This is a genomic window from Alkalicoccus chagannorensis DSM 18086, from assembly GCF_000429725.1.
GTDB classification, from domain to species: Bacteria; Bacillota; Bacilli; order Bacillales; family Salisediminibacteriaceae; genus Alkalicoccus; species Alkalicoccus chagannorensis.
Window position 1 is genome coordinate 20,386 of record NZ_AUCK01000033.1, and the last position, 23,977, is coordinate 44,362.

A 23,977-nucleotide genomic window follows, 5' to 3' on the forward strand; every position below is an offset into this window, starting at 1 on the left:
CACCTGATTTCACATATTAAAAAAGGCACAGCATATCTGCTGTCACATCGATTAATCAAGGAGGAATCAGCAGTTATGAGCAGTAATTATCAAGTTCTGCTTTACTATCTATACACGGATATCAATAATCCGGAAGAAAAAACGCAGGAACATCTGGAGTATTGTAAAAGCCTCGGGCTCCGCGGCCGTATTTTAATTGCCGGGGAAGGCATCAATGGAACAGTGTCCGGGACAGTCGAGCAGACAGAACAGTACATGGAAGACATGAAGGCGGATCCGCTTTTTCAAGATATTACGTTCAAAATCGATGAAGCGGACGAACACGCATTTAAAAAGATGCATGTCCGTCACCGTCCGGAGCTGGTGACACTCCGGCTGGAAGAAGAAGATGTGGATCCAAGACAGGTGACCGGCCGTTACCTGAAGCCAAAAGAGTGGCTGGAAAAGCTTCAGGATCCAGACACAGTGGTTCTCGACGCACGAAACAAATACGAATACGACCTTGGTCATTTTGAAGGTGCGATCCGACCGGACATCGATACGTTCCGCGAACTGCCGGAATGGGTGGATGAGAACCGCGGGCTGCTGGAAGGCAAAGAAATCATGACGTACTGCACCGGTGGTATCCGCTGTGAGAAGTTCTCCGGGTGGCTGAAAGAAAAAGGATTCGATCAGGTGAATCACCTTGAAGGGGGCATCATCACGTACGGAAAGGATCCAGAAGCGAAAGGACGGCTCTGGAAAGGCCAGTGCTACGTATTTGACGAGCGTATCAGTGTTCCGGTGAATCAGGAGGAGCACGTCGTTGTCGGTCGGGATCATTTCGACGGGGAGCCATGCGAGCGCTACATCAACTGCGCGAATCCGGATTGCAACGATCAGATTCTTGCTTCTGAAGAAAACGAAGTATTCTACCTTGGCGGATGTTCGCACGAATGCCGCATCCATCCGAGAAACCGATTTATTGAAATGAACAGCATGAAAGCGGACGAGGTAGCTGAACAGCTGCAGCGTATCGAAGCATACCTCGGTGAAACCGCCCGCTGAAGACGGCAACAGAGGAATCCCCTTCGTTTCGGTTGCCCGGTCCGGGTGCTTCCTCTTTCTTTCACGAATTCGCCAGACTGTTTCTGGCGAATTTTGTCTATTATGCGGGTGGTGAGGCAGGTGTGATCATCAATACGTTTGATAGATGAATCGAATGTTGGTTCCATATACGCCTGTTAATGTCGAAAAATGTCGGTTGAATCACCTTTCCTTTTATGCCGGCCGCATCTACAATGAATCCAGATCTAATTTTACAAGGGGGGATCCCCATGCTGGAAGCACTGATTATTTTTACAGCGCAGTTATTGTATGTTCCGATGCTGACGCTGCGTACCATCATGATGGTCAAGTCAGAGAAAACGAAAGCCGCCGGACTTGGTGTGATGGAGGGTGTGATTTACGTTGTGGCAGTCGGTCTAGTTTTAAGTGACTTGTCCAACTTTTACAATATGGCAGCGTACGCGCTCGGTTTCGGTGCTGGTTTGTATATCGGCGCCTATGTAGAAGAAAAGCTGGCTATAGGTTACGTCACCATCGAAGCAAATATTCCAAACAGCAATCCGGAACTGACCACCCATCTCCGGGAAGTAGGATTCAGTGTCTCTACCTCCACTGTCCAGGGGATTAATCACGAACGATACATGCTTTTCTGCACGGCAAGAAGAGACAGAGAAAAAGAATTTTACCGTATCATCGAACAGCATGAAGAAAGTGCCTTTGTGGCCTCCTATGAACCGCGTTCGTTCAAAGGCGGCTATATTACAAAAGGCATGCGGCGGCGGAGAGAGAAGTATAAAAAGAAAGAGGAATCAGCATAAGTGGGAAGGGGTCTGCTCGGCCTGCACCTGAATGACTTTATTTTCTTCCTTTGTCGTACAGCTGCGTCCTTCCCATATAAGAGCGGACAGCTTCTTCCGCTGAGCGGGAAGACGGAGACGCTGTTATCCTGGCCCCGTCCACCTTGCCGATAAGACCCTTACCCTAACATGGGAAGGGCCTTTTTCCTTTGCAGGAAAAGAGAAGATGTCAAAGCAGGATGAAGGCAGATCGGCTCGCTGAGCGGAAAGAACGAAAACCTGTTTTTCTATCTATATACATACAGGGAGCTGCACGCAGCTCCAGCCGAAAATCGCGGTTCTCGGTTATGGACAGCGGCTGTTTTCTTTATAATAATAATATTTACAAAAACCGGAAGAAATAGCATTTACTCATTTTACATGCGATATATAGGTATTCACTTAGTTCTTGGAAGTCATTATGGCTTGTATTGGCAATTAATTAAATCATTAATAGAAAAAATATAATATTCAAAAAATATTATTTACTTCGACAACAGGTTGTAGTACATTTAAACATGTAGTACAACCTATTTCGGATTACATATTATTAGGGGGATGAAGCATGAAAAAAAGCAAGATGTTAAAGACAGCAGGTATGGCAGCTGCTGCAGTGATGTTCACGGCAGCCTGCGCAAGTGAGCCGGAAAATGACGGCGGCGGCAACAACACAGCGGCACCGGATAATAACACGAACAACGAAGCAGGTAATGAACCAGAAGAAGAGAACGCAGAAGAAGGAGACGGAGAAGCAGGAGATCTGGTAGACGGAAACGATTTAATCGTCGGTGTTCAATCGGATATTTCCTCACTGGATCCGCATACTACGAGCGATGTTCCATCCGGGAATATTCAAATCAATATTTTTGAATCCTTGACTACCATTGACGAAGAGAATGAACTGCAGCCGAACCTCGCTGAAAGCTGGGAAGACGTGGAAGACGATGTTTGGGAATTCGAACTTCGCGACGATGTGGAATTTCATGATGGTTCTTCCTTTAATGCGGAAGTCGTTCAAATGAACATCGACCGTATTCAGGACGAAGAAATCGCGTCCCCAAGAGCGGGTCTATTCGAAGTTATTGAGGAAGTCGAAGTAGTGGACGACTATACAGTCCGCTTCCACACCGATGCGCCTTTCTCTGCTCTTCCCTTCCACATGTCCACCTATGCGTCCAACATGATCTCTCCAGAGGTAATTGAAGCAGATTACGAGAACATCGAAGACGGTAATCAGCCGGGGGACTATGTGAATGAAAACCCTGTAGGTACGGGCATGTTTACATTTAATAACTGGGAGCCGGGCAGTGAAGTTGTGCTCGACCGTCATGATGATTACTGGAATGGCGAAGTAGCTGTTGATTCGGTCACGTTCAGTGTCATCCCGGAAGACTTGACACGTGTCGGGGAACTTGAAGATGGCGGCGCTCATATTATTGATCCGGTAACACCGTCCGACATGGACCGGGTAGAAGAAACGGATGGCACGAACATCTTCCAAACCGATGCAGCAAGCATTACGTACATGGGTTTTAACGCTGATAAAGAGCCGTTTGATGACCCACTGGTTCGCCGTGCAGTATCTCTTGCGGTAAACAAAGAGAACATGCTGGAAGGAGTGCTGGAAGGCACAGGTACTCCGGCGCTTGGACCAATCAACGAAACGCAGTTCGGCTATTCTGACAATGTAGATACGGTCGAGCAGGATATCGAAGAAGCACAGGCACTTCTGGAAGAAGCCGGACACGGTGACGGCTTCGAAACAACACTCTGGACGAATGATTCCCGAGAACGTATGGATGTTGCAGAGCTTGTTCAGGCGGACCTGGCACAGATTGGCATTGATATTGAAATCGAAGTCGTCGAGTGGGGTGCCTACCTCGATGCAACGGAACAAGGCGAGCATGACATGTACATCCTCGGTCTGTCGCTGCCTACGATGGATGCAGACTATCCAATGCATGAGCTTTTCCATACGGACAGCATTCCTACCGGAAACAGAACGTTCTGGTCCAATGAGACACACGATGATCTCGTACAGGAAGCGCGTGTAGAGCTCGATGAAGAGCGAAGGGTGGAATTGTACGAAGACGTAGTGAACAACCTCCTTGAAGAAAGCCCGATGTCCTTCCTGTATCATCCGGATCACATCATGGGGTACCGTGATGAAATCTCCGGATTCTGGGCAGATGCATCCGGTCTATATCAGCTTCATGATGTAGAAATCAACGAGTAAACTTCATATTGGACTTTGACTTGATCCCGCCTGGAAGCCTCGCCTTCCAGGCGGGATGTTTTTTTGCAGCGCAAGAAGAAAGAAGTATACATTCAAAAGAGTTCTAAAATTAATGTTGGAGTAGAGGTTCATGTTCGCGACATCTTTTCTTCCGTTTCAGGCGGATGCCTGCCAAGGGGCGCTGCCCGCAATGCTCCTCACGCTGGGTGGAGTTTCGGACGGTGCTTCATTAAACCGGCGTCTCTCCCGGAAGGCACGACAGCAGTTGACGACCTGTATCCTGTGACAGGCATGCGATGCCCTCATGACCCTCCGACACACCGGATGCGAATGCTCAAGGCGCTTCGATCGCTGCGGCAGGTTTGCAAGAGGACTGCACTGCTTTTCCTCCAGGGTGTTTGCTTTCATTGGCCGGAGGGAATAAGAATAAAAAATCTTTTTTTCAAGGTGTTTCACAGCGTATAATAGACGTATGAAGGAGGTGTCGCTTCTATGGCAGTGAAAACAATAACGATGGGACTTGGTTGATTCTGGGGACCTGACGGCCGGTACGGCCGTGAAAAAGGAGTCATCCGAACGACAGCCGGGTACGCAGGAGGAACAACCTCCAATCCGGTCTACAAGCGTATGGGGGACCACACCGAGTGTCTGGAAGTAGAATACGAGTCCGAGATCATCCGTCTGGAAGCATTGCTTGACTTGTTCTGGGAGCAGCACAGCGGAAAGAATCACCCGATCCGGGGAAATCAGTATGCGTCCCTGCTTTTGTACAGCGATGAAATGGAAAAGCAGATCATGGAAGAGAAAAAAAGCGAATGGGAAGAGAAAAAAGGGCATCCGATTGATACGAGAATCGAACCTTTTTCCGGCTTTACAACCGCCGAAGATTATCATCAGAAATATATGCTGAAGCGGCACAAACGTGCAATGAAGCCGATATATCTGGAAATGAATGAGAGCGACGTTCGAGATTCCACGCTTTGTGCACGGCTGAATGCTCTGGCAGGGGGCTGGATGTCAATGCAGGAGATCAAAGAAGAATTTCCGTCTGAAAAACTGCTGGGGCAGATCAGGTGGTAGGTTGAAGGAGGAGCAGGTTCATGACGGATCAGGAAACGGAACACGAACTGCCGCAGGTGAAGCGGCGGCCGCTGCAGCAGTTCGCAGCTTGGTGGCAGGAACGTTTTATAAAAATTCCTGCATGGGATAGAGGTCTGGAAGGTGTTGCTGCGGCCATGATACTCGCTGGCTTTGCCGCAGCATGGATTGGAGCTCTCTCCAATCCGACAGGTCTCGGGACTTTTCTGGATGTCCTTATTTATATGACCGCGAACGCGGGCATTTCCGCAGCGTTCATTTTTACCGCATCCTACTTACTGTCGTTACTCTATATACCGCTGCCACGCATCATTCTGAGCGCTTCGGCCTATACGGCTCTGCTCGTTTTTTACATACAGGATGAAGCGGGTTTCGGGGTGTTTTTTACGACGGTCATGACGGGCGTGTTTATCATCAGCGCCTATATGCTGGGAGCGGTATTTCATCTGGCGGTCAGTCGGATGGTGTTGTGGAAACGGCTGGCTGCCGCAGCTATTCCCGTTTTCTGGTTCATTCTGCTTTTTGCTTATCATCCGACGATTGCAGAGCATAACAGCGGACATGAGCTGAACGAAGACGACTACATTACTCCGCTTTCGGCGGAAGATCCCGGTGCGACAGGTCCTTATGAAGTAGAAACAGTCTATTATGGCAGCGGAGAAGACCTGCACCGTGATCACTTCGCTGACGAAACCGATATTACTTCCACCTCCGTCAACGCGTCCCATCTTTTTGGAGAGGGAGAGTGGGAAGGATGGCGTACCGAGTATTGGGGTTTTACGGATGAAAACCTGCCTTTGAACGGAGAAATGTGGCTTCCTGAGACAGAAGGTCCCTTCCCCGTCGTTCTGATAACACACGGGAATCACCGAATGGAGAGCTTTTCAGACGATGGCTATGCCTATCTCGGAGAGCACCTGGCCTCGCACGGGTACGCGGCCGTGTCGATTGATCAGAATTTCATCAACTATTCCAACTGGACCGGCAGTCCAAATGAGAACATGAAACTGCGGGCGTGGCTCTTTATGCAGCATCTCCTTGAACTGGAACGCTACAGCGAAGATGAGAACCATCCGCTTGCAGGCAGTTTAGATTTAACGAGTGCTGCACTTATCGGCCACTCGAGGGGCGGTCAGGCGGCAGCGATGGTACCGGACTATGAACGGTTCTTCCAGGACGATCCTACGCTGGAAGGGATGGAGAACATCGATGCGAGCCGTGTCATCGGCCTGGCACCGACGGACCAGGAAGTCGATGATATGCGACCGGCACCAGAGAACATTGATTATCTGACCCTTCACGGAGCAAGGGATGGAGACGTCCACAACTTCCGTGGTGACCGGCAGTTCAGCCGCATTTCCCTGGAGCCGGACAGCGGACGCCTTCTCTCTTCTATTTACATTGCCGATGCGAATCACAGTCAGTTCAATACTTCTTGGGGGCGTGCAGATATGAGTATGCCCGGTGATATGTTTTTGAGCCGGGAGCAGATGATGGCACCGGAAGACCAGCAGCGGTTGACGAATGTGCTGGTGACAGCATTTCTGGAGACGACGCTGCGAGGAGAAACGGCGTATCTGCCTCTTTTTGAAGATATCAGACATGGAGAAGAGTGGCTTCCTTCATCCACCTATGTGCATCGGTTCAAAACGAGCAGCTACAGTCCGCTCGTGACGTTTAACCGCTCGAATGAAAAAGAAACGTTTCCGGAAGGGGTAACTGCTGAAGGAGAAGGGTTTACCGAATGGGAAAAAGCGTCTACGGTCGACAGGGCCGGGAATCGAAAGGCGCCGGATGGTGTGCTGATGGAATGGGAGGACGAAGGCACCTATACGCTGCAGCTTCCTGAGAATTATGCGTCTTCCTACTTTGAGGAAGACGTAGAGGCCTTTTCGTTTACTCTGGCCCAGCTGGATCATCTTCTTCCCGAACCGGCACAAGGAGATACGACCCCTTCTCTGGAACTTGAATTTACGTTTCGGGACGGTGGATCCGAGCAGGTGGATATCAACAGCATGTATGAAATACCTGAAGCAGTATGGACCCAGTTTACACGGTATCCGCAGCTGGAAGCAGAATTCCGGGAAGGGAAGTACGAGAACCCGGTGGAACAAATCTACCAGACGATGCTGGTCCCCGTATCTCTCTTTGACGACGAAGTGGATATGCAGAACCTGGAGTCCATTTCGTGGAACTGGGGCAGCGGCCCCGGCAGGATTATGATGGACGATATTGGTTTTGAGCGGCCTTAGCCGTCCGGTTCTGCACTCGAAGCATGCAGGGCACCGACCAAAGAAAGATAAACGAAAGCAGACCGGCCGCATGCGGCCGGTCTGCTTTTCCGTTGGGTGACAAGCATGTATACGTTCTAACGCTGCGCGGGAAGTAAAAAGATCCTTCTTCGTCTCAACAAGCCTGCGGCATACGTCGTCCCGACCAAAAGGTGCTGCGCGCTTTTGTTCATGGATGAAGGAGCAAAGCGGTAAATGCCTTCTCCTTCTCGACCGCTTTGCGCTGCGTCCTCTGGCCTCCATCATTGTAAACGATCTTCAGGCTCTGCTGAATACCCTGCTGTCCCGATGCGGACGTCCGCTATGAACGGGCCGGCAGGTGTAGTCCGACTTCGTCCACTGGCATGTTGATTTAGTCTTCTTCGGAAATATCCCCATAGATGGCATTCATCTCTTTTATGAAAGTGCCGTTGTATTGGCTGACAATCGTCATACGGGCTCTGGCAAGTTCGACTTCCGTCTTGCAGCTTTTCCCCCGGCATCTCACCGTGTTCTGCCCGGGATGAATGACGTAGGGATGACGTTTTCTGCAGGATGGACACGTAGCCCGGATCATTTGAATCACCGGACTTCGGCTGTACGCGGTCTCTTGATGGCCTTTCGACAGCTTGTTCTCTTCCTGAAACAAATGCGCATTGGTCGCCGCCCGGGAAGTTCTCCGCACCAGCGTATCGAGTTTCAGCGCCGGTTTTTTGTTTCTGGTCGGATTTTTAACGATCGTAATCTTTCCGTATTCGTCCGCTTCCATGACCCCGTAGCCGGCAGGGAGCTCCTCTTTTTTGAGCATCCCTGCCGGCGTGAGGATATAAGCATAATCTGCTACGGCGGCATACCCCGAGGGAGAAGCGATGACGTCGTCCCGGAAATAATCCTGGCGGGAGGTTTTCACTTCAATGATCCGTGCTTCTCTTCTGCGGAAGCTGATCCCGACGGCGTCCGCCGTCCGTTTTTTTCTTCTGCACGAGTATTTCACTTCCACCGCGCAGAGATCTGTCATCTTATGCTTCAGCCAGTGAAGGGCCTGCATTTTTAAAAACTGGTGCTGGTGCTGTTCCATGGCCGGCAATCGGTCCTTTCCTTATTGGAGATCGGTTACGTAAAGAAAAATACATCCACGAGAAAAATACCGATGAGAAGCGCTTGGATTAAGGCTTTAGCAAAGGTTCCGGCGAGAAACCCGAGGATAGAGCCGAATGCGGTTTTCGCTGCCTCCCGGGGTGTACGCTGCTGGACAAGTTCTGTCAGAAAGACAAGTAGAAACGGAAGGACGAGAATCCCGAACGGCGGGATGATAAAGGCACCGAAAATGAGTCCCACCGTAGCAGCTGTCATTCCATGCTTTGTGGAGCCGTACTTCTTGACGAAAAACATCCCGGCGATATAATCAGCCACGAAAAGGACAATGGTGAGTACAGCAAAAGACAGCCATGTCCACCAGCTGACAGCACCGCCGTCAATCAGCAGCGCGTAGAGAATGACACCGCCCCAGATGACGAGGACAGATGGAATAATTGGATAGAGCAGGCCGATAAAGCTCAGAACGAATAAGACAGATATGATGGCCCATACAAGAATATCAAGCATCGGACAGACCTCCTTTCTTTTGCGCAGATGCGTGCAGTTTTTTCATTAGATGAGGAGCATTTCGCAACACATAATAGCTGTAGGTCCCGCGGTTCTGGTAAGCCGTATTTCTCGAGATCAGCCCTGCGTCCTCGAGTCTCGTAATACCCGGCGTGATCTGTTTAATTGTACAGACATGATCCTTATTTGTATGAAGGAGCAGCTGCCACAACAACTGTTTATCCCCGGAAGGAAGCCGTTGCAGCTGCAGCAGTGTTGCCCGCTCCTGGGAAGGAAGCTGTTCAGGACGGAGCAGCATGTGCGTCTCTCCCTTCACAATATGATAAGAGCCATGAGTATAGTATAATGGAAATCACGTCCATAATCCTAACAATACAACTGATTTTTCGAAAGGAGGAACATTTCATGAAAGCGCTTGTAGATCGAGGCGGTGGAAGTCTTGACGCATTGGAACTGTCAGACATGCCTGTCCCTGAGCCCGAAGACAATGAAATCAGGATCAAGGTGGTTCAGGCTGGGCTCAATCATAGAGATTTATTCATTCCCCATAGGAATAAAGGAAACAAAGAACCCGTCATCCCAGGTTCCGACGGTGCAGGCATCGTGGACGCCTGCGGAGGTGATGTCGAGGCATTCCAGCCGGGAGATGAAGTAATTATCAACCCGGGACTCGGGTGGGAGGAGAATACTCCGGCACCGCCTGATTCCTTTCATCTGCTCGGTTATCCGGGCCACGGCACTTTTGCTGAATATGTCACCGTGCCGGCCGCTCATGTTGAATTAAAACCTCCCCATCTCAGCTGGGAGGAGGCAGGCGTTCTGTCTCTTGCCGCATTAACGGCGTTTCGAGCCCTTTTCACGAAAGGCCGCCTGCAATCATCCGATACCGTCTTCATTCCTGGAGCCGGCAGTGGAACGGCAGGTTTTTTAATTCCTTTTGCGAAAAAGACGGGCGCGGAAGTGTTCACATCGTCGCGTTCAAAAGAAAAACGGCGCAGAGCGCTTGCATTGGGGGCGGATGCTGCTGTCGATTCTTCCGGAAACTGGCAGGACGAACTGGAGGGCAGGCAGGCTGACCTCATTATTGATGCCGTCGGCGCTGCGACGTTTCAAAAATCCATGGATCTGCTGAAGAAGGGTGGCAGAATGGTGATCTTCGGTTCTTCTACAGGAGACACGGTGGATTTTCATCTGCGGTCGTTTTTTTACGGACAGTATGAACTGATTGGCAGCACCATGGGAAGCCACGAAGAATTTCATCAGATGCTTGCTTTCGTCAGTAAACACAATATCCGGCCGGGTCTCGACAGTACCGTGCCGCTTGAACAGATTAAAGAAGCCCTGCAGCGTCTGGAAGACGGGCTTCAGTTTGGTAAAATCAGCATAACCGTCTCAGAGGAGGTTTGACATGCAGTTCCCACCGGCATCCGTCAATCAATTTTTCCGCACGTACCAGATTACGCAGTTTGCCGTTTCAGACGATGAAACCCGGCTGTACTTCAACACCAACATGAATGGGACCATGAACATCTGGGCTCTCGATCTCCCGGATGGGTTTCCTTATTTATACGGCGCCACCGGTCAGTCTGCTTCGTTTATTCAGCCGGATCCAGAAGGGCGCTTCACGGCGGCAGCATTGGATGATGATGGTGATGAGAATTATCAGCTCTATGCACTGCCGCCGGAAGGCGGATCGCCTTCCCTTCTTTTTGACACGGAGGAAGGGGAAAAACATTTCGTTCATGAAATCCGCAGCAGTGGCGATGTGTATTTCGCCTCCAACAAGGAACAAGCAGCCGTCCTGTCGGGTTTCAGAAAAAATATCTTCACCGGCGAAACAGAGAAGCTGTTTGAAGGTGCAGAGGGTGCGACGTTTATCAAAGCTGTCAGCCCCGACGGTCAAAAAACCGCTGTGACCGAACTCCGGTCCAATTCGCATCTGCCTGCCTACGTCGTGCATGGCGATGTGAGAAAGCCGCTCAGCATGAATCCGGAGGGTGTTCACAGTACGGGGGATGCTGTCTTTGTATCAAACGATGCCCTCTACATGACGTCCAACGAAGGAGGAGAGTTCCATGACCTCTGGTACATTGATCTTCATCAAGGGACTAGGAAAAGAGTCATGCAGCTTTCTGGAGAAAATGTAGAACAGTTGAAATGGCACGAGGAATCCGGCAGCCTGCTCATTCAAACATCCAAAGGTGTGCGGGATTATCTGTATCTTCGGAGCCGGGATGGCTCAGTGGAACAGCTGGAAGCCCCGGTGGATGTCATCGAACAGATCAGTCTCGCGAAAAGCGGCGCTGTTTATGTGCTCGGGATGAAAGCAGTCGACCCGGTGAATATCTATAAATATGAACGAGGCACATGGAAGAAAATCACTAAAAATGAAGTGCCGGGAATGAAAGAAGAGCAGCTGACCGCACCGAAAACGGTGCAGTACGAAAGTTTTGACGGACGGAAGATAGAGGCACTCTGGTTTCAGGCGCCTGCCGATGCGGACAACGGCCATGTCATTTTCTGGCCGCACGGCGGCCCGCAGGCAGCGGAACGCAGCCAGTACCGTGCGGTTTTCCAGTGTTTTTTAAACGAAGGGTACTCGATTTTTGCCCCGAACTTCCGAGGCAGTACGGGATATGGGGCATCCTTTATGAAGCTGGTGGAACAGGACTGGGGAGGCGGCCCGAGAAAAGACTGTGTTGCAGGGATTGAATGGCTTTTCGACCAAGGTTACTGCGATCCGGGGCGCCTGTTTTTAATCGGCGGATCTTACGGAGGCTATATGGCACTGCTGCTTGCAGGGCGTCACAGCGGCTATTTCCGGGCTGTCGTGGATATTTTCGGCGTATCCAATCTCTTTACGTTCATCGAATCCGTCCCAGACCATTGGAAGCCTGTCATGGCGAGCTGGCTCGGTGACCCTGTCAAAGATGAAGCGCGGCTGCAGCGTGATTCCCCCGTGACGTACCTGTCGTCGATGCAGCAGCCGATGCTCATTATTCAAGGAGCTAATGATCCAAGAGTGGTTAAAGAAGAGTCCGATCAGATCGCGGACGCATTGAAAAGACAAGGAACGAAAGTAGACTATCTCGTTCTCGACGATGAGGGCCACGGTTTCTCGAAAAAAGAAAACGAAGTGAAGGTCTACAAGCGCATACTTGGCTTTCTGCGTGAACATCAGCAGTCTTCCGAAGAATGATTCAGCTGCGTTCCTGTTCTTCGGCTAATTTTTTTCGAATGGCTTCTCTAGGTTCCCAGCAGTTGAATTTGTATTCCGGTCTGGTTTCATATCCGAGCCGGATGCAGTGATATACCATCCCCGCGTCTCCTTTTGCTGCATGAAAATGTTCGCACGTTGCACAGCAGTGGTAGCGGTTCTCCATGAATCATCCCTCCCTGTTCAGCTTTCCGGCTATTGTACCATGGAGAGGGGGGGCGCGGGTTCTCCTTTTCGTCAAGGAGCAGCAGCCCATCAGACGAAAGAGAGGCAGCTACATAACAAGCAGTGCAGAAGCGGAGGACGTCGGAAGACCTCTGTTTCCTGAGCAGCCTGCGCTGGAAATTTACTGATGCTGGAATGCAGCGAACCAACATCGTCGACTGTCCTGCAGGCCGATCAAACAAATCACGATACAAGGAGAGATTCACATGGAGAAATGGACGGTACCTTATTCCGGTCTGGAGGCCGGGCCCGTCGCGCTCGGATGCATGAGAATGAGCAGCCTGGATACCACTGAAGCGGAACGAGTCATCAAAACGAGCCTCGAAGCCGGTATCAATGTTTTTGACCACGCTGATATTTATGGAGGCGGGGAGGCAGAGCGCGTTTTCGGCAGAGCCGTGCCGCTTCACGGGAGTCAGCGTGAAAACATGATCATCCAGTCCAAATGCGGCATTAGAGAAGGGTTTTTCGACTTTTCAGAGGAACATATTTTGTCTTCCGTTGACGCAGTGCTGCAGCGGCTCGGAACAGACTACCTTGATGTTCTTCTTCTTCACCGCCCGGATGTGCTCATGGAACCGGAGGAAACAGGGCGTGCATTCGATCAGCTGTTTCAAAGCGGGAAGGTACGCAATGTAGGGGTCAGCAACATGAACCCAGGACAGATCCGCCTCCTGCAGAGCGGGATGGATCGGCCGATCGCCGTCAATCAAATGCAGCTCAGCCTTCTTCACACACCGATGATCGACGCCGGCCTTCAAGTGAACATGCACTGGGATGGAGCCGTTCAGCGGGATGGGGGAACGCTGGAATACATGAGGGAGCAGGACATGACGCTTCAGGCGTGGTCTCCGTTCCAGCATGGCATGATCGAAGGGCCATTTATTGATCAGCCTGCATTTCCGGAGATAAACAAAGCACTGTCCGACATGGCCGAGAAGTATAATACTTCCAAGGAGGCAGTCGCTGCAGCATGGATTCTCCGGCTTCCGATGAAAGCACAGACCGTCATCGGATCGATGAACACGAGCCGTATTCAGAGAACGGCGGAAGCAGCACAGATAACATTAACGAGAAAAGACTGGTACATGCTTTACCAGGCAGCCGGAAATAAACTCCCATAATGAACATGGTTGAATGGAAAGGAGGAAGGGATGCATGCTGAAAGGCAGCTTCTTCATGATTCTGGTGACCATGTTCTACGCAGGCAATATTCTTGTCGGCAGAGCGCTCAATGAACTGCCGCCCTTTACGATTGCCTACACAAGACTCCTGCTTGCTTTTCTGCTCCTGCTTCCTTTCGCCCCGGCTGCCTGGAGGCACCGAGGGTTATTCTGGACGTACAGGTGGCCGTTTTTCTGGATGACCGCAGCAGGGGTTACTTTTTTTAATACGTTCATTTACGGATCTCTTCAATATACAACAGCGGCAAACGTCGCTGTATTGGAAACGTTGATTCCAGCAGTCACGGTCATCGCAGCTTTTCTATTGTTACATGAACCTTTGAAAGCGAGGCAGTGGACAGGAGCGTCGATCTCTTTTTTTGGCGCCCTGTTTGTGATCACAGAGGGACGCATAGATACACTGTTGACGATGGAATGGAATCCGGGAGATATCCTCATGTCTGGTGCCGTCATCTGCTGGACCGCCTATTCCCTTCTCGTAAGAAAATACATGCATCTGTTTCCCTCGCTTGCAGCGCTTTTTTTGATGAACTTTTTATCTATTCTTATGCTGCTGCCGTTTATCGCTGTAGAATGGTCGCTCGGGGGTGTACCCGTGCCATTTACGCTGAATGAAATAAGCGGGCTGCTGTATCTCGGCATTTTTCCCTCTGTGGTGGCGCTGTTTTTGTTTAATAAGGCGGTTGCCGCACTCGGCGCAGGCAGGTCCTCGATCTTTTTGAATCTGCTTCCCGTCTTCACGATTGCCGGCTCGGTCCTTCTGCTCCAGGAACCGGTTTCTTCTCCTCAAATTATTGGGGCGGGAGTGTTAATTGCTGGTGTCATGATGTCGACACTTCATTCAGGAAAAGGGTAGACAGAATCAGAAAAAAGTGCAGTTGATTTCGAAAAAGGGGTAGCATTTTTTAATTTGCTGTACTATACTAAGAATTAGCTTATTGAGGTCCGGAAATGAAAGTAAGAAGGCGAACTTGAGAAAGTTCCTCTTGCACGATTTGAAGAAAGACTCTCAACAAGTAATATTTAGCGGTATGTAATTCCGCGCAGGAGGATTATGCATGACTGAAGGTACAGTAAAGTGGTTCAACGCAGAAAAAGGTTTCGGTTTCATCGAGGTTGAAGGACAGGACGACGTATTCGTTCACTTCTCCGCTATTCAGGAAGAAGGCTTCAAGACTCTCGAAGAAGGACAAACTGTCTCTTTTGAAATCGAGCAGGGTCAGCGTGGACCCCAGGCTGCTAACGTACAGAAGCAGTAATTGTACTTGTAAAAGCTCCCGGCTTACCGCCCGGGAGCTTTTTCGTGCGTGAAAGAGGGGCTTGGCGGCCGCTGTCCGTTTCGTTCGACTCGGGACTGCGGCCGCGGTCCTGTATAGAACCGGCGGAGGTGGAGAAGATGAGAGTTCTGGTTACAGGCGGTGCGGGGTTTATCGGCAGTCATACAGCAGCCGCTCTTGTGGAAAAAGGCTTTGCGCCTATTGTGGCGGATAACTTCAGCACGTCCAGTACAGAGATACCGGAACGGATAGCTGCTGCATCCGGCGGGGAAGTAAAATCCGTGCAGGTGGATTTTCGTTACCAGCAGGACGTCGAACGTATGCTGGAAGAGGAACGACCAGAGGCGGTCATTCATTTTGCCGGCAGAAAATCAGTAGAGGAATCGTTAGAACAGCCCTTGGCGTATTATGAGCATAATATGGCTGCATCGATTCATCTGATTCGTGCCATGAAAAAGACTGGCGTAAACCGCTTGATTTTTAGTTCATCCGCCACGATTTACGGGACAGAGGCACCCGTACCAGCTGCTGAGACAGCACCAGCTGTTCCGTTCAACCCTTATGGTCGATCCAAGCTGATGGTCGAGCAGGTGCTGCAGGATGAGGCGGCAGCGGATCCAGATTGGCGTATAGCGGTGCTCCGCTATTTTAATCCGGTCGGGGCACATCCCAGCCGGTTGATCGGCGAGAATCCGAGAACAAAACCTGGAAACCTGGCACCAGTGCTGATGCAGGTGCTGCGCGGAGACCTTCCATATCTGCGCATTTTCGGAAACGACTATGATACGCATGACGGGACGGCGGTACGGGATTATGTCCATGTGTGCGACGTGGCGGAAGGCCATACGGCAGCGCTGCAGTACCTGGAGGATCATCCCGGCTGTCACTTATTCAACATCGGGACTGGGACCGGTGCGAGCGTCCTTGATATGAAAACGATGATGGAAAAAGTCTCCGGCCGGACAATTCCATTCCGCTTTGAGCCGCGGCGCAGAGGTGACGCAGCAGTCAGCGTGGCCGACGTGAGCCGCGCCGAACAACACATGAACTGGCGCGCAGCACGCAGTCTAGAGGATATGTGCAGAGATTTATGGCAATGGAAAAAATCAATCGGGGAAGTATAGGCGCTGAAAGCGTTTTATTTGCGCACAACGGGTATAATGGTAGTAAGGAGGTGTTGATCGTGAAACGACGGAATGTTCTGCTTCCTGAGGAAAGAGAGAATGCAGCATCGGACGACATGATTTACGAAGGCGCACCTGTTTATTACCCGGATCCAGATGAAGAAACCGAGGATGCGCGGGAGCCGCTCCACTGACGATGACCCCATAGACGGAACGAGCAGGTCTCACCGTCGGCAGCCTTCTGCTCGTCATGCGGGAGCTGGATGCGCTGTCTTCCGGTTAAAAAGAAAATAGCCGGATCATGCTGAGGCTGAGGAGAAGTCCGTGGAGCACGCGGGCGGACACGAGTATCGGTACATGATTTGGCACTGGACGTAGCGCTGGCGGTAATGTACTGTCCTGACGGCGGAATGTCCGAGTGGAGGAGCTGTGAAGGCAGTTCCTTTTTTCATGTTGTCGACATAGATAACGTGTTATCAACAAGAATGGGCAGGCCGCACTTTTTACGTGAGGCTTTTGCCAAAAGGACCAATAAGATACAATGAAAACATAACGTTTGTTTCAAGAAGGGGGGCAGACAGAGAAGGCAGCCAACACGTCGTCTCTGTCATTATAGATGAACAGTATCATAGAAACGCTGCCTGCATTTTTGCAGACAGCTTGGGAGAAACATGAATTTACAGACTGGACGAGGGTCCAGAAAGAAGTGCTGCCCGAAGCTTTTGAAGGCCGGCAGCTGATCGTGGAGGCACCAACCGGATCCGGGAAGACGCTTGCCTATCTCCTGCCGGCACTCAAAGATGCAGATCCGGCGTTAAAGCAGACGCAGGTAGTGATAGCCGTCTCGACGAGAGAGCTCGCGATGCAGGTACTGCAGGAAGTTCAGGCATGGTCTGCAGACAGCACCCTGACAAGCGCAGCCATGATTGGGGGAGCCAACGTCAAACGACAGCAGGAAAAATTGAAGAAAAAACCGGCTGTCATTGTGGGAACGCCTGGTCGTCTCATGGAACACATCAGCAGCCGGAAATTAAAAATGCATCAAGTACAGTCCCTCATTCTGGATGAGGCGGACCAGCTGTTTGCTCCTGAGCATATCGAGAGTACCGAAAACTTGATGAAGTCCGTCCAGCGGGACTGCAGGAAGATGATTGTATCCGCGACGATTCCGCCTAGGGTGGAAAAGCTGGCGGCAGAAAAGCTCGATGATCCGAAAATCATCCGCATTGAGCCCGATCAGGCATTTCTTGAATCCATGACCCATGTCTATATCGAAGCGCCGCTGCGGGAAAAAGGAAATATGCTGCTTCGTCTCACCGCAGTGGAAGGATTCCGTGGTATTGTATTCAGCAATGACCGGTTCGAATTGGAAAAACTCGCAGGGAGACAGGAAGGCAAAAAACGTGCAGCCGCAGTGCTTCATGCAGAGACATCCCGTGAAGACAGGGAGAAGGCAATCAAATCCGTACGAAGCGGGGAGGTGTCCGTCCTGCTCGCGACCGATGTGGCCTCACGCGGCCTCGATCTGCCGGATCTCTCGTTCGTCGTGCAGATGGATACGGCAAACGATCTCAAGCAGTATATCCACCGTGCGGGACGCACCGCACGTGCCGGTAATACAGGGACAGTGGTCTCCATCGTGACGGAGGGAGAAAAAGAGCGCCTGGAGCAGATGACGACATCGCTTCATATTCCTCTGCAGAAGGGAATATTAAAGCAGGGAGCACTTGTACTGGAGGGAAAACCATGATCCGACAGGCGGTGATTGAAGACGCAGAGGCCATTGCGGCGGTGCAGGCAGCAAACTGGCAGGACACATATGAAGGCCTACTGCCTCCTGCAACAGCCGCGTCCTGGACCACAGAGGAGCGTACTGTCCGATGGAAAAAGCAGATGGAGCAGGCGGTCTCCGGTGGTACGAATCTGTTTGTCTATGAGGCAGGAAATCAGATTGCCGGTTTTGTTCTCGCTGGAACGACCAAAGATGCAAGGCTCCGCATGCGTTATTCCGGGGAGATTTATGGAATCTACGTGCATCCGGACTGGAAGAAACAGGGGATCGGCAGGGTGCTGCTCGAGGCTGGTTTCTCTCATCTCCGTGATAAACAGCACCGACGAGCCGGCTTGTGGGTACTTTCTGATCAGCGGGAACGACACTTCTTTGAACGAATGGAAGGCGATCCGGTCTATGAAGCACCTATTACCATTGCAGGGCGGTCCTATCAGCAGACAGCGTATGGATGGGAAGACCTCACAAGGCTGATTCCGACTTCTCACTGACAAGGACGCAGAGGAGTCGTATCGGAAAGCAGCTCCTGGCCGCAGTCGGAGCTGGGCCGCTTTCTGCGCCCGCGGACAGATCGGTTAGAAACGGCACGGGACAGGCGCAGCAGCTTCCCGTCGTGGACGAAGTATAAGAAGAGAATCAGGAGGGATGCCGCAGGAATAGCAGCGGGCCAGGCACATCAGCGCCGCTTCCAGCGGCTGCCCTCCCGCTGCCGCAGCCGCTTCATGGCTGCGGCATTTTGGTGCTTTTTGAGGCTGGATGCTTCAGGGTCTGGCCTGATCGAAGTGATTTGTCCATCCTCAAGCGTGATCCATACCTGCGAACCGGTCAGCTCGGCAGGTAATGCTGTCTCCGGCACGAGCCATTCCTCCCCATGTTCGTGCGATAGAATGACCGCCATTCCTTCTTCAAACCGGTCAATTTCGGCCTGCACATCCTTATTCGACACAGGCGGCACCTTCTTCCAGGATCTCCTCGATGGTCTGATCACCAATACCGTCAATCTTTGTCAGCTGCTCGACAGCATCCCAGCCGCGACCAGCGATGATCTCTTCTGCACGGGCAGGACCGATATGAAGAATATCCTCCAGTTCGTCCGCATCTGCATCATTCAAGGAGATGCATCCTTCTGCGTGGCGGCCGTCTCCGCCGGCCTGACTGTCTCCTTGGGCAGCCTTCCATGCGTCGCCGCTGCGCTCCGTTTCAACATCCAGTACATCACCGTCTGAGCGCATGACGATGGTGCCGTGGCTGTAGGTTCCGTAGACATCGACGCGATGCTCCTGCAAAAGGTCTAGCACCTCCTCATGCGGATGGCCATACTGATTGTCGACACCCGCTGATGCGACAGCGGCAGCAGGATCGACTGCTTCCAGAAAAGACGGGATCGTGGAAGTAGAGGAGCCGTGGTGCCCAAGCTGAAGCACATCTGCCTCCAGATCGAGATCCGCCTCCAGCATGTCTACTTCCGATGGTGCTTCTGCATCACCAGTAAACAGCAGCGTATGATTTCCAAAAGTGAAAGATGCGGCAAGAGACCCCTCGTGAAAATCACCAGTGACCCGTTCTGGATGAAGGATATTGACAGTAAGCGGTCCTAAATCAAACACATCTCCTCGTCTCGGCTCCTCATACCGGACTCCGGAAGCTTCCACCGCATCTACGGTCTTCGCAAATGTCTGTGTGTCATGTTCATCCCCGGACATCCAAACTTCGCCCACGTCTATCGATCCAAGGATACTATCCATTTGACCGATGTGATCGGCGTGCGGGTGGGTGGAAGCCAGTACATCCAGATGCTCAATCCCAAGGCCGTCGAGGTATTCCACAACAAGAAGGTCCTGCCAGTGACCGGCATCCAGGAGAAGGTGAAGAGGATCTCCGGTGCCGTCCTCCATGATAAACAGCGTAGCATCGGCCTGACCGGCATCGATAAAGTGCACTTCCAGAGACGCGTGTGCATCTGCAGGGTCATCCGCTTCGGAAGGATCGGCGTTTCCCTGATCTCCGTCCTGTTGATCGGCATTGTCGTTCGTATCCGGCAGATTTCCTTCGCTGACGGCTTCCTCGTCGTCCTCATTGTCGTCATCGGTATTTTGCTGCGGCGTTTCCTCCACCTTCTGGCTGCCTGGAGATTCCCCGTTCTCTTCCGCTGATCCGCAGGCTGCCATCATCAGCACCAGGCAGAGCGTTGTCTCTTTTCTCATTGCGATCCCCCGTTCTATCGGTTTCGGCCATTGTTCTTGTTATATGAAAATTGTATCATAGGCAAGAGAGCACCAGGTGCTGAAAAAAAGGGAGGGACCCTCGTGTGGTTATATGATCTATTTCTCGTTCTGTTCGGGGTCGGGCTTGGGGTCTTTGCAGCAGACCCGATCAAAAACCTCTTTACGGGCAGATGGAAAGAGCAGAAGAAGCAGCAGCATCGAGTCGCTCTGCTGAGTTATTTACGTGAACAGGAAGGAAAAACATTCAGCAGAGAAGAGCTGAACGAGAAGGTATTCCGCGGAAAAAAAGCCGAAGCAGAAGTCGAAAAACTTTTGCAAGAGACGGCCGAATCAACACTGATTTATGCCGTGGAAAAAAGGGGAGAGAGGCTCTGGACGTTCGACCGGAGCGCTTACGACAAAAACAAACACAAATTCCAGTAACAGTCTCCATGCATACGGTACCGGCAACAGAGGAAAAGGCCTTCCCTGTTCCCTTCGGCAGGGGTGGGATCCACCGATTGGAGCGCTTCCGCCTGCCGGCATAAAAAAATCACGCCTGACTTCAGGCGTGATCCTCCGTGTACGTGCGTCTAGGCTGCGGCTGAAGCCGGCAGCCTGCGTTATACTTTCTTTACCTGAATCGGTTCATCCCACTCACAGGCATCTACCTCATCGACAGCTTCTGGGTCTGCAACTGCCCACTCGACATAATACTTATTATCTTCCTGATCGAGCGCATGTGCTTCATACGTGTCACCGGTCGAGGAGACCTTTGGCTTTTCGATCGTGCGGTATTCAATGCCTTCCACTTCTACAATCGTGCTGTTTGACGCGTTCAGTTCATCAAATTTCATCTTGTACCTGCCTCCTTTTCGATTCTGCTCATTCTTTACCCGGTGCAGTAGCTGCTTAATCATCCAAATACCGCTGCTTGCAGATTTTCTTTCCTAGTGATATTGTATATAAAGTCATTCTTTTGAGGTGAAATTATGAGAACGCCACGATGGATTTACTTTAAACAAATCTTCTCGTCGAAATTCCAGGCGAGCTGCACGAAAGCAAAAATAGAGGATAACTGGGGAGGCGGCTATGAGGTCGGGCCATCTGTCGAAATTCGAAGGCTGAAAAATGACCGCTACGTCGTCCGCTACACGTATGATGAATAAATATCATGGATACTGTTGACACATGAACAGTATTCAGGTATATTAATAATTGTCGTTCCGATACGTTTATAAGATCCGTTAGCTCAGCGGGAGAGCACTTGCTTGACAGGCAAGGGGTCACTGGTTCAAATCCAGTACGGATCACCATATAATGACATTGTTACCGTTGCGCTCTGCCGCAGCGGTTTTTTAGGCACACGCGCGCATTCAGAGAAGCAGTCGGATCCGTTTTCTGCGGAAAAAACGGAAACGTGCCGTGCTCCTGCGGGCAGGTGGAATCCCTGTACTGGTCGGCCGTCGGCGTTCGTACGAAGCACGAAGCTGCTGTACAAATGAATACATAAAAAGGCCGTCCCCTTGAAGGGAGGGCCTTTGTTGATTGGTGAGGAGGGCCGAACGATCGCGTTACCCGGGAGGTCCGGGCAAGGCGCGTGCGGCTTCATCCGGTCGTTGTATTGAACCGGCCGCAGCCTGCAGGTGAGCAAGCCCGCGTATCAGGCCATCCGCTCTTCGTGATCGCGGTGCTCAATTTCTTTCTCATCGAGTTCTTCAGCGCGGTCGCGCAGACGATGAGCAAGGCGGCTCGATGCATTGGCTGCGATGCTGCAGACGAGATCATCCAGGAAAGTATGGACCTCATCTCCGTCTTTAGAGTCCAACTTCCGTATAATACCAATTTTTTCTTTGTCGAGATAACCAAACGTTGTAACGGCAATACTTCCGTAGCCAAACACTGATCCGAGAGCAATGGTTTCGTCTACGCCGAACAGGCCTTCATCGGAATCGACGATGGATTGCAGCGGTTCGGAAAGCTCTTTTTTCTCAGCAAGTTTATCCAGTTCGATGCCGACAAGGACAGCGTGCTGGATTTCTCTTTTTTCCAGTACCGCATTGATACTGTCCACACAGTCTTCTTTCGTGAGGGAATCGTTATATTCCGACTGCATTTCGTAAACAATATCTGCGATTGCAGAGATGGCCACACCCCGTTCTTCAAGAAGGTCCCGGGCTGCTTTTTCCACTACGTGTGAATGAATAGGTTCTTTTTGTGTCAAGATGATCACTCCTTATTAGTCCATATTAACATAATCAGGGGCTTGAGTCCCGGAAGCAAGCTGATTCTAAGAGGAGCTTTGTATTCTTAGAGAAAGTATATTATGATGAAATCAATCAATGATGAATGCAGGAGGCAGATAATGATGAAGTATGGCATTGCAGTTTTCCCTTCCAAAAAACTTCAGGACCTGGCAAATTCCTACCGGAAACGCTATGATACAAAATATTCGATGGTTCCCCCGCATTTAACGCTGAAAGAACCTTTTGCGGCGGACGACCAGGAACTTGAGCAGATGATTAACCATATACGTCAGGCAGCAGAAACGTGTCGTCCGTTTAAACTGGAAGTATTGAAATACAGCAGTTTTTATCCTGTAACGAATACCCTGTACATGAAAGTTGCTGAGACGAAAGAACTGCTGGATCTCCAGCAGTCCTTGAATGAAGGGCCTTTGGAACAAAAGAAGGAGCATCCGTTTGTTCCTCATATTACCATCGGACAGGAAATGAACTATGATGAACTCTCGGACGTGTTCGGTCGTCTGAAGCTGGAATCGATTCATCATGAAGAGATGATTGACCGATTTTCGCTCCTGTATCAGCTCGATAACGGCACCTGGACGGTGTATCAAACGTTTCTTCTGAGTGGGTCTTCTGAATGATTGAGGTAAAAAAGGCCGTCACACCAGTAGAACACGAGGATGTATACCGGATGAGAAAGACGGTGTTTGTCGATGAGCAGCAGGTGCCGGAGCATATTGAAATTGATGACAAAGAAGAAGAAGCCTCGCACTTTATCGCATATAGTGAAGGGCATGCCGTCGGTGCCGCCAGGATGAGATTGGATCACAAGCTGGCGAAGGCGGAACGAGTCTGTATTCTTCCATCTCATCGCGGCAGAGGGATCGGCAGGCTGTTAATGAAAGAAATCGAAAGGGAAGCGGTGCGTCAGGGAGCTGCTGTCATGGCATTGAATGCCCAGACACATGCTGCAGACTTTTATACAGCTCTCGGCTACCGTATCGTTTCTGAAGAGCCTTTTCTCGACGCGGGGATTCCCCACGTCTCGATGGAGCTTGCTCTTTCTTAGTTCATAAGAAAGTTGTCATGTTAGAAAAGGGCGTTGCGCGATGCGCAGGAGGAAAGAGGTACGTTTTTTCCTTCAGGAAGCCCGTGGCACCCGTCGTTCTAATCCGACCGGGCCCTGTGATACTGGCCGCAGATGTCAGGCGCGTCGCGGAGAAAAAAAGTCGTGCATACAACGAAGCCTGTCAGGCAGATCACTGCCTGGCAGGCTTCGTATGTCCTGACTTTTGCAGTTTTATCGAAATAAATAAGCGGTAACCCTTGAGACAGTAAGGGTTACCGCTTATTTATTATTTTTATTATTGTATTATGAATGTATATATGTTATGGTTGTTATAAGGAGGCGAGCATCTTATGAACATGCAGGTTTATCAATCAAGAGGCAAAGAATACGTCCGGATTATTGAATCCTTTCGTGATCCTCAGACGAAGAAACCGAAGGTGCGCGTCCTCGAAAATTTCGGTAATAAAGAGGAACTGCTTGCCTCTAACCCTCATGCACTTGAAGAGATTGAAGCAAAAGTCCAGCGCATGAGAGCAGAAAAGCAGGATTA

The 23,977-nt window shown here is 50.9% G+C and carries 25 protein-coding genes, 1 tRNA gene and 2 pseudogenes; 20 read left to right on the plus strand and 8 right to left on the minus strand.

Annotated elements, in window-relative coordinates; genetic code table 11:
* Positions 1 to 75: 75 nt before the first annotated feature.
* The 5 genes and pseudogenes from trhO to G477_RS20600 all read left to right on the plus strand — a co-directional run bounded on the left by trhO (position 76) and on the right by G477_RS20600 (position 7,469).
* Positions 76 to 1,047 (plus strand): oxygen-dependent tRNA uridine(34) hydroxylase TrhO, encoded by a 972-nt coding sequence (gene trhO / locus G477_RS0113920; RefSeq protein ID WP_026698461.1) that lies wholly within the window; start codon positions 76 to 78, stop codon positions 1,045 to 1,047.
* 269 nt (positions 1,048 to 1,316) lie between these two features.
* Positions 1,317 to 1,865 (plus strand): DUF2179 domain-containing protein, encoded by a 549-nt coding sequence (locus tag G477_RS0113925; RefSeq protein WP_026698462.1) that lies wholly within the window; start codon positions 1,317 to 1,319, stop codon positions 1,863 to 1,865.
* A 583-nt stretch (positions 1,866 to 2,448) separates the two neighbouring features.
* A complete protein-coding gene (locus G477_RS0113930) occupies positions 2,449 to 4,119 on the plus strand; it encodes a glutathione ABC transporter substrate-binding protein (RefSeq protein WP_026698463.1) in 1,671 nt (556 codons plus the stop codon).
* Positions 4,120 to 4,659: 540 nt separating this feature from the next.
* Positions 4,660 to 5,199, plus strand: a pseudogene (locus G477_RS19710) (peptide-methionine (S)-S-oxide reductase); the annotation flags it as partial.
* A 20-nt stretch (positions 5,200 to 5,219) separates the two neighbouring features.
* Positions 5,220 to 7,469 carry a poly(ethylene terephthalate) hydrolase family protein gene (locus tag G477_RS20600; RefSeq protein WP_051288042.1) on the plus strand — a complete coding sequence of 750 codons (2,250 nt, stop codon included), beginning with the start codon at positions 5,220 to 5,222 and terminating at the stop codon, positions 7,467 to 7,469.
* Positions 7,470 to 7,860: 391 nt separating this feature from the next.
* Here the strand turns inward: G477_RS20600 and G477_RS0113950 are convergent, their stop codons facing one another.
* Genes G477_RS0113950 through G477_RS0113960 form a run of 3 tightly spaced genes read right to left on the minus strand, consistent with a single transcriptional unit; the run spans position 7,861 to position 9,390 of the window.
* Positions 7,861 to 8,565 carry an MmcB family DNA repair protein gene (locus G477_RS0113950; protein WP_156897364.1) on the minus strand — a complete coding sequence of 235 codons (705 nt, stop codon included), beginning with the start codon at positions 8,563 to 8,565 and terminating at the stop codon, positions 7,861 to 7,863.
* A 35-nt stretch (positions 8,566 to 8,600) separates the two neighbouring features.
* Complete coding sequence (locus tag G477_RS0113955) at positions 8,601 to 9,092, minus strand: DUF456 domain-containing protein (protein WP_026698465.1); 492 nt, start codon at positions 9,090 to 9,092, stop codon at positions 8,601 to 8,603.
* A complete protein-coding gene (locus G477_RS0113960; protein ID WP_026698466.1) occupies positions 9,085 to 9,390 on the minus strand; it encodes a hypothetical protein in 306 nt (101 codons plus the stop codon). Before G477_RS0113960 ends, G477_RS0113955 begins: the two co-directional genes overlap by 8 nt.
* Positions 9,391 to 9,497: 107 nt before the next feature.
* On the opposite strand from G477_RS0113960, the gene G477_RS0113965 reads away from it, so the two are divergent.
* Positions 9,498 to 10,499, plus strand: a complete 1,002-nt coding sequence (locus G477_RS0113965; protein WP_026698467.1) for a zinc-binding dehydrogenase — start codon at positions 9,498 to 9,500, stop codon at positions 10,497 to 10,499.
* Position 10,500: 1 nt separating this feature from the next.
* Positions 10,501 to 12,291, plus strand: coding sequence for a S9 family peptidase (locus tag G477_RS0113970; RefSeq protein WP_026698468.1), 1,791 nt, complete (start codon positions 10,501 to 10,503; stop codon positions 12,289 to 12,291).
* A 1-nt stretch (position 12,292) separates the two neighbouring features.
* Here the strand turns inward: G477_RS0113970 and G477_RS0113975 are convergent, their stop codons facing one another.
* Positions 12,293 to 12,475: a hypothetical protein gene (locus G477_RS0113975; RefSeq protein WP_026698469.1), complete on the minus strand. Its 183-nt coding sequence runs from the start codon at positions 12,473 to 12,475 to the stop codon at positions 12,293 to 12,295.
* 265 nt (positions 12,476 to 12,740) lie between these two features.
* On the opposite strand from G477_RS0113975, the gene G477_RS0113985 reads away from it, so the two are divergent.
* The 7 genes from G477_RS0113985 to G477_RS0114015 all read left to right on the plus strand — a co-directional run bounded on the left by G477_RS0113985 (position 12,741) and on the right by G477_RS0114015 (position 18,399).
* Positions 12,741 to 13,658: an aldo/keto reductase gene (locus G477_RS0113985; RefSeq protein WP_026698471.1), complete on the plus strand. Its 918-nt coding sequence runs from the start codon at positions 12,741 to 12,743 to the stop codon at positions 13,656 to 13,658.
* 34 nt (positions 13,659 to 13,692) lie between these two features.
* Positions 13,693 to 14,574 carry a DMT family transporter gene (locus G477_RS0113990; RefSeq protein ID WP_026698472.1) on the plus strand — a complete coding sequence of 294 codons (882 nt, stop codon included), beginning with the start codon at positions 13,693 to 13,695 and terminating at the stop codon, positions 14,572 to 14,574.
* A 202-nt stretch (positions 14,575 to 14,776) separates the two neighbouring features.
* A complete protein-coding gene (locus G477_RS0113995; RefSeq protein WP_026698473.1) occupies positions 14,777 to 14,977 on the plus strand; it encodes a cold-shock protein in 201 nt (66 codons plus the stop codon).
* A 137-nt stretch (positions 14,978 to 15,114) separates the two neighbouring features.
* Positions 15,115 to 16,119, plus strand: a complete 1,005-nt coding sequence (gene galE / locus G477_RS0114000; RefSeq protein ID WP_026698474.1) for a UDP-glucose 4-epimerase GalE — start codon at positions 15,115 to 15,117, stop codon at positions 16,117 to 16,119.
* Positions 16,120 to 16,178: 59 nt separating this feature from the next.
* Positions 16,179 to 16,313, plus strand: coding sequence for a hypothetical protein (locus tag G477_RS21630; RefSeq protein ID WP_281171163.1), 135 nt, complete (start codon positions 16,179 to 16,181; stop codon positions 16,311 to 16,313).
* Between the two features lie 455 nt (positions 16,314 to 16,768).
* Positions 16,769 to 17,869 carry a DEAD/DEAH box helicase gene (locus G477_RS0114010; RefSeq protein ID WP_170203888.1) on the plus strand — a complete coding sequence of 367 codons (1,101 nt, stop codon included), beginning with the start codon at positions 16,769 to 16,771 and terminating at the stop codon, positions 17,867 to 17,869.
* Positions 17,866 to 18,399: a GNAT family N-acetyltransferase gene (locus G477_RS0114015; protein ID WP_026698476.1), complete on the plus strand. Its 534-nt coding sequence runs from the start codon at positions 17,866 to 17,868 to the stop codon at positions 18,397 to 18,399. The genes G477_RS0114010 and G477_RS0114015 overlap by 4 nt, the downstream gene beginning before the upstream one ends.
* 185 nt (positions 18,400 to 18,584) lie before the next feature.
* Here the strand turns inward: G477_RS0114015 and G477_RS0114020 are convergent, their stop codons facing one another.
* Complete coding sequence (locus tag G477_RS0114020) at positions 18,585 to 18,854, minus strand: DUF3006 family protein (RefSeq protein WP_026698477.1); 270 nt, start codon at positions 18,852 to 18,854, stop codon at positions 18,585 to 18,587.
* Complete coding sequence (locus tag G477_RS19720) at positions 18,844 to 20,112, minus strand: MBL fold metallo-hydrolase (RefSeq protein ID WP_084406268.1); 1,269 nt, start codon at positions 20,110 to 20,112, stop codon at positions 18,844 to 18,846. Before G477_RS19720 ends, G477_RS0114020 begins: the two co-directional genes overlap by 11 nt.
* 102 nt (positions 20,113 to 20,214) lie before the next feature.
* Between G477_RS19720 and G477_RS19725 the strand changes: the two genes are divergently transcribed.
* Positions 20,215 to 20,556 carry a hypothetical protein gene (locus tag G477_RS19725; protein WP_051288045.1) on the plus strand — a complete coding sequence of 114 codons (342 nt, stop codon included), beginning with the start codon at positions 20,215 to 20,217 and terminating at the stop codon, positions 20,554 to 20,556.
* A gap of 179 nt (positions 20,557 to 20,735) precedes the next feature.
* On the opposite strand, the gene G477_RS0114035 is transcribed toward G477_RS19725, so the two are convergent.
* Entirely contained in the window at positions 20,736 to 20,969 is a 234-nt protein-coding gene (locus G477_RS0114035) for a hypothetical protein (protein WP_026698478.1), read from the minus strand.
* Positions 20,970 to 21,104: 135 nt separating this feature from the next.
* Here G477_RS0114035 and G477_RS21405 point away from each other — a divergent pair, with 135 nt between their 5' ends.
* Entirely contained in the window at positions 21,105 to 21,281 is a 177-nt protein-coding gene (locus G477_RS21405) for a hypothetical protein (RefSeq protein ID WP_170203890.1), read from the plus strand.
* Positions 21,282 to 21,353: 72 nt separating this feature from the next.
* A tRNA-Val gene (locus G477_RS0114045) sits at positions 21,354 to 21,428 on the plus strand.
* 347 nt (positions 21,429 to 21,775) lie between these two features.
* Here the strand turns inward: G477_RS0114045 and G477_RS0114050 are convergent.
* Positions 21,776 to 22,336, minus strand: a complete 561-nt coding sequence (locus tag G477_RS0114050; protein WP_026698480.1) for a phosphatidylglycerophosphatase A family protein — start codon at positions 22,334 to 22,336, stop codon at positions 21,776 to 21,778.
* A 144-nt stretch (positions 22,337 to 22,480) separates the two neighbouring features.
* Here G477_RS0114050 and G477_RS0114055 point away from each other — a divergent pair, with 144 nt between their 5' ends.
* The 3 genes and pseudogenes from G477_RS0114055 to G477_RS0114065 form a co-directional block, all read left to right on the plus strand.
* Positions 22,481 to 22,999 carry a YjcG family protein gene (locus tag G477_RS0114055; protein ID WP_026698481.1) on the plus strand — a complete coding sequence of 173 codons (519 nt, stop codon included), beginning with the start codon at positions 22,481 to 22,483 and terminating at the stop codon, positions 22,997 to 22,999.
* Positions 22,996 to 23,427, plus strand: coding sequence for a GNAT family N-acetyltransferase (locus G477_RS0114060; RefSeq protein ID WP_035212081.1), 432 nt, complete (start codon positions 22,996 to 22,998; stop codon positions 23,425 to 23,427). The genes G477_RS0114055 and G477_RS0114060 overlap by 4 nt, the downstream gene beginning before the upstream one ends.
* 350 nt (positions 23,428 to 23,777) lie before the next feature.
* Positions 23,778 to 23,977: pseudogene (locus G477_RS0114065) on the plus strand (IS1634 family transposase); the annotation flags it as partial.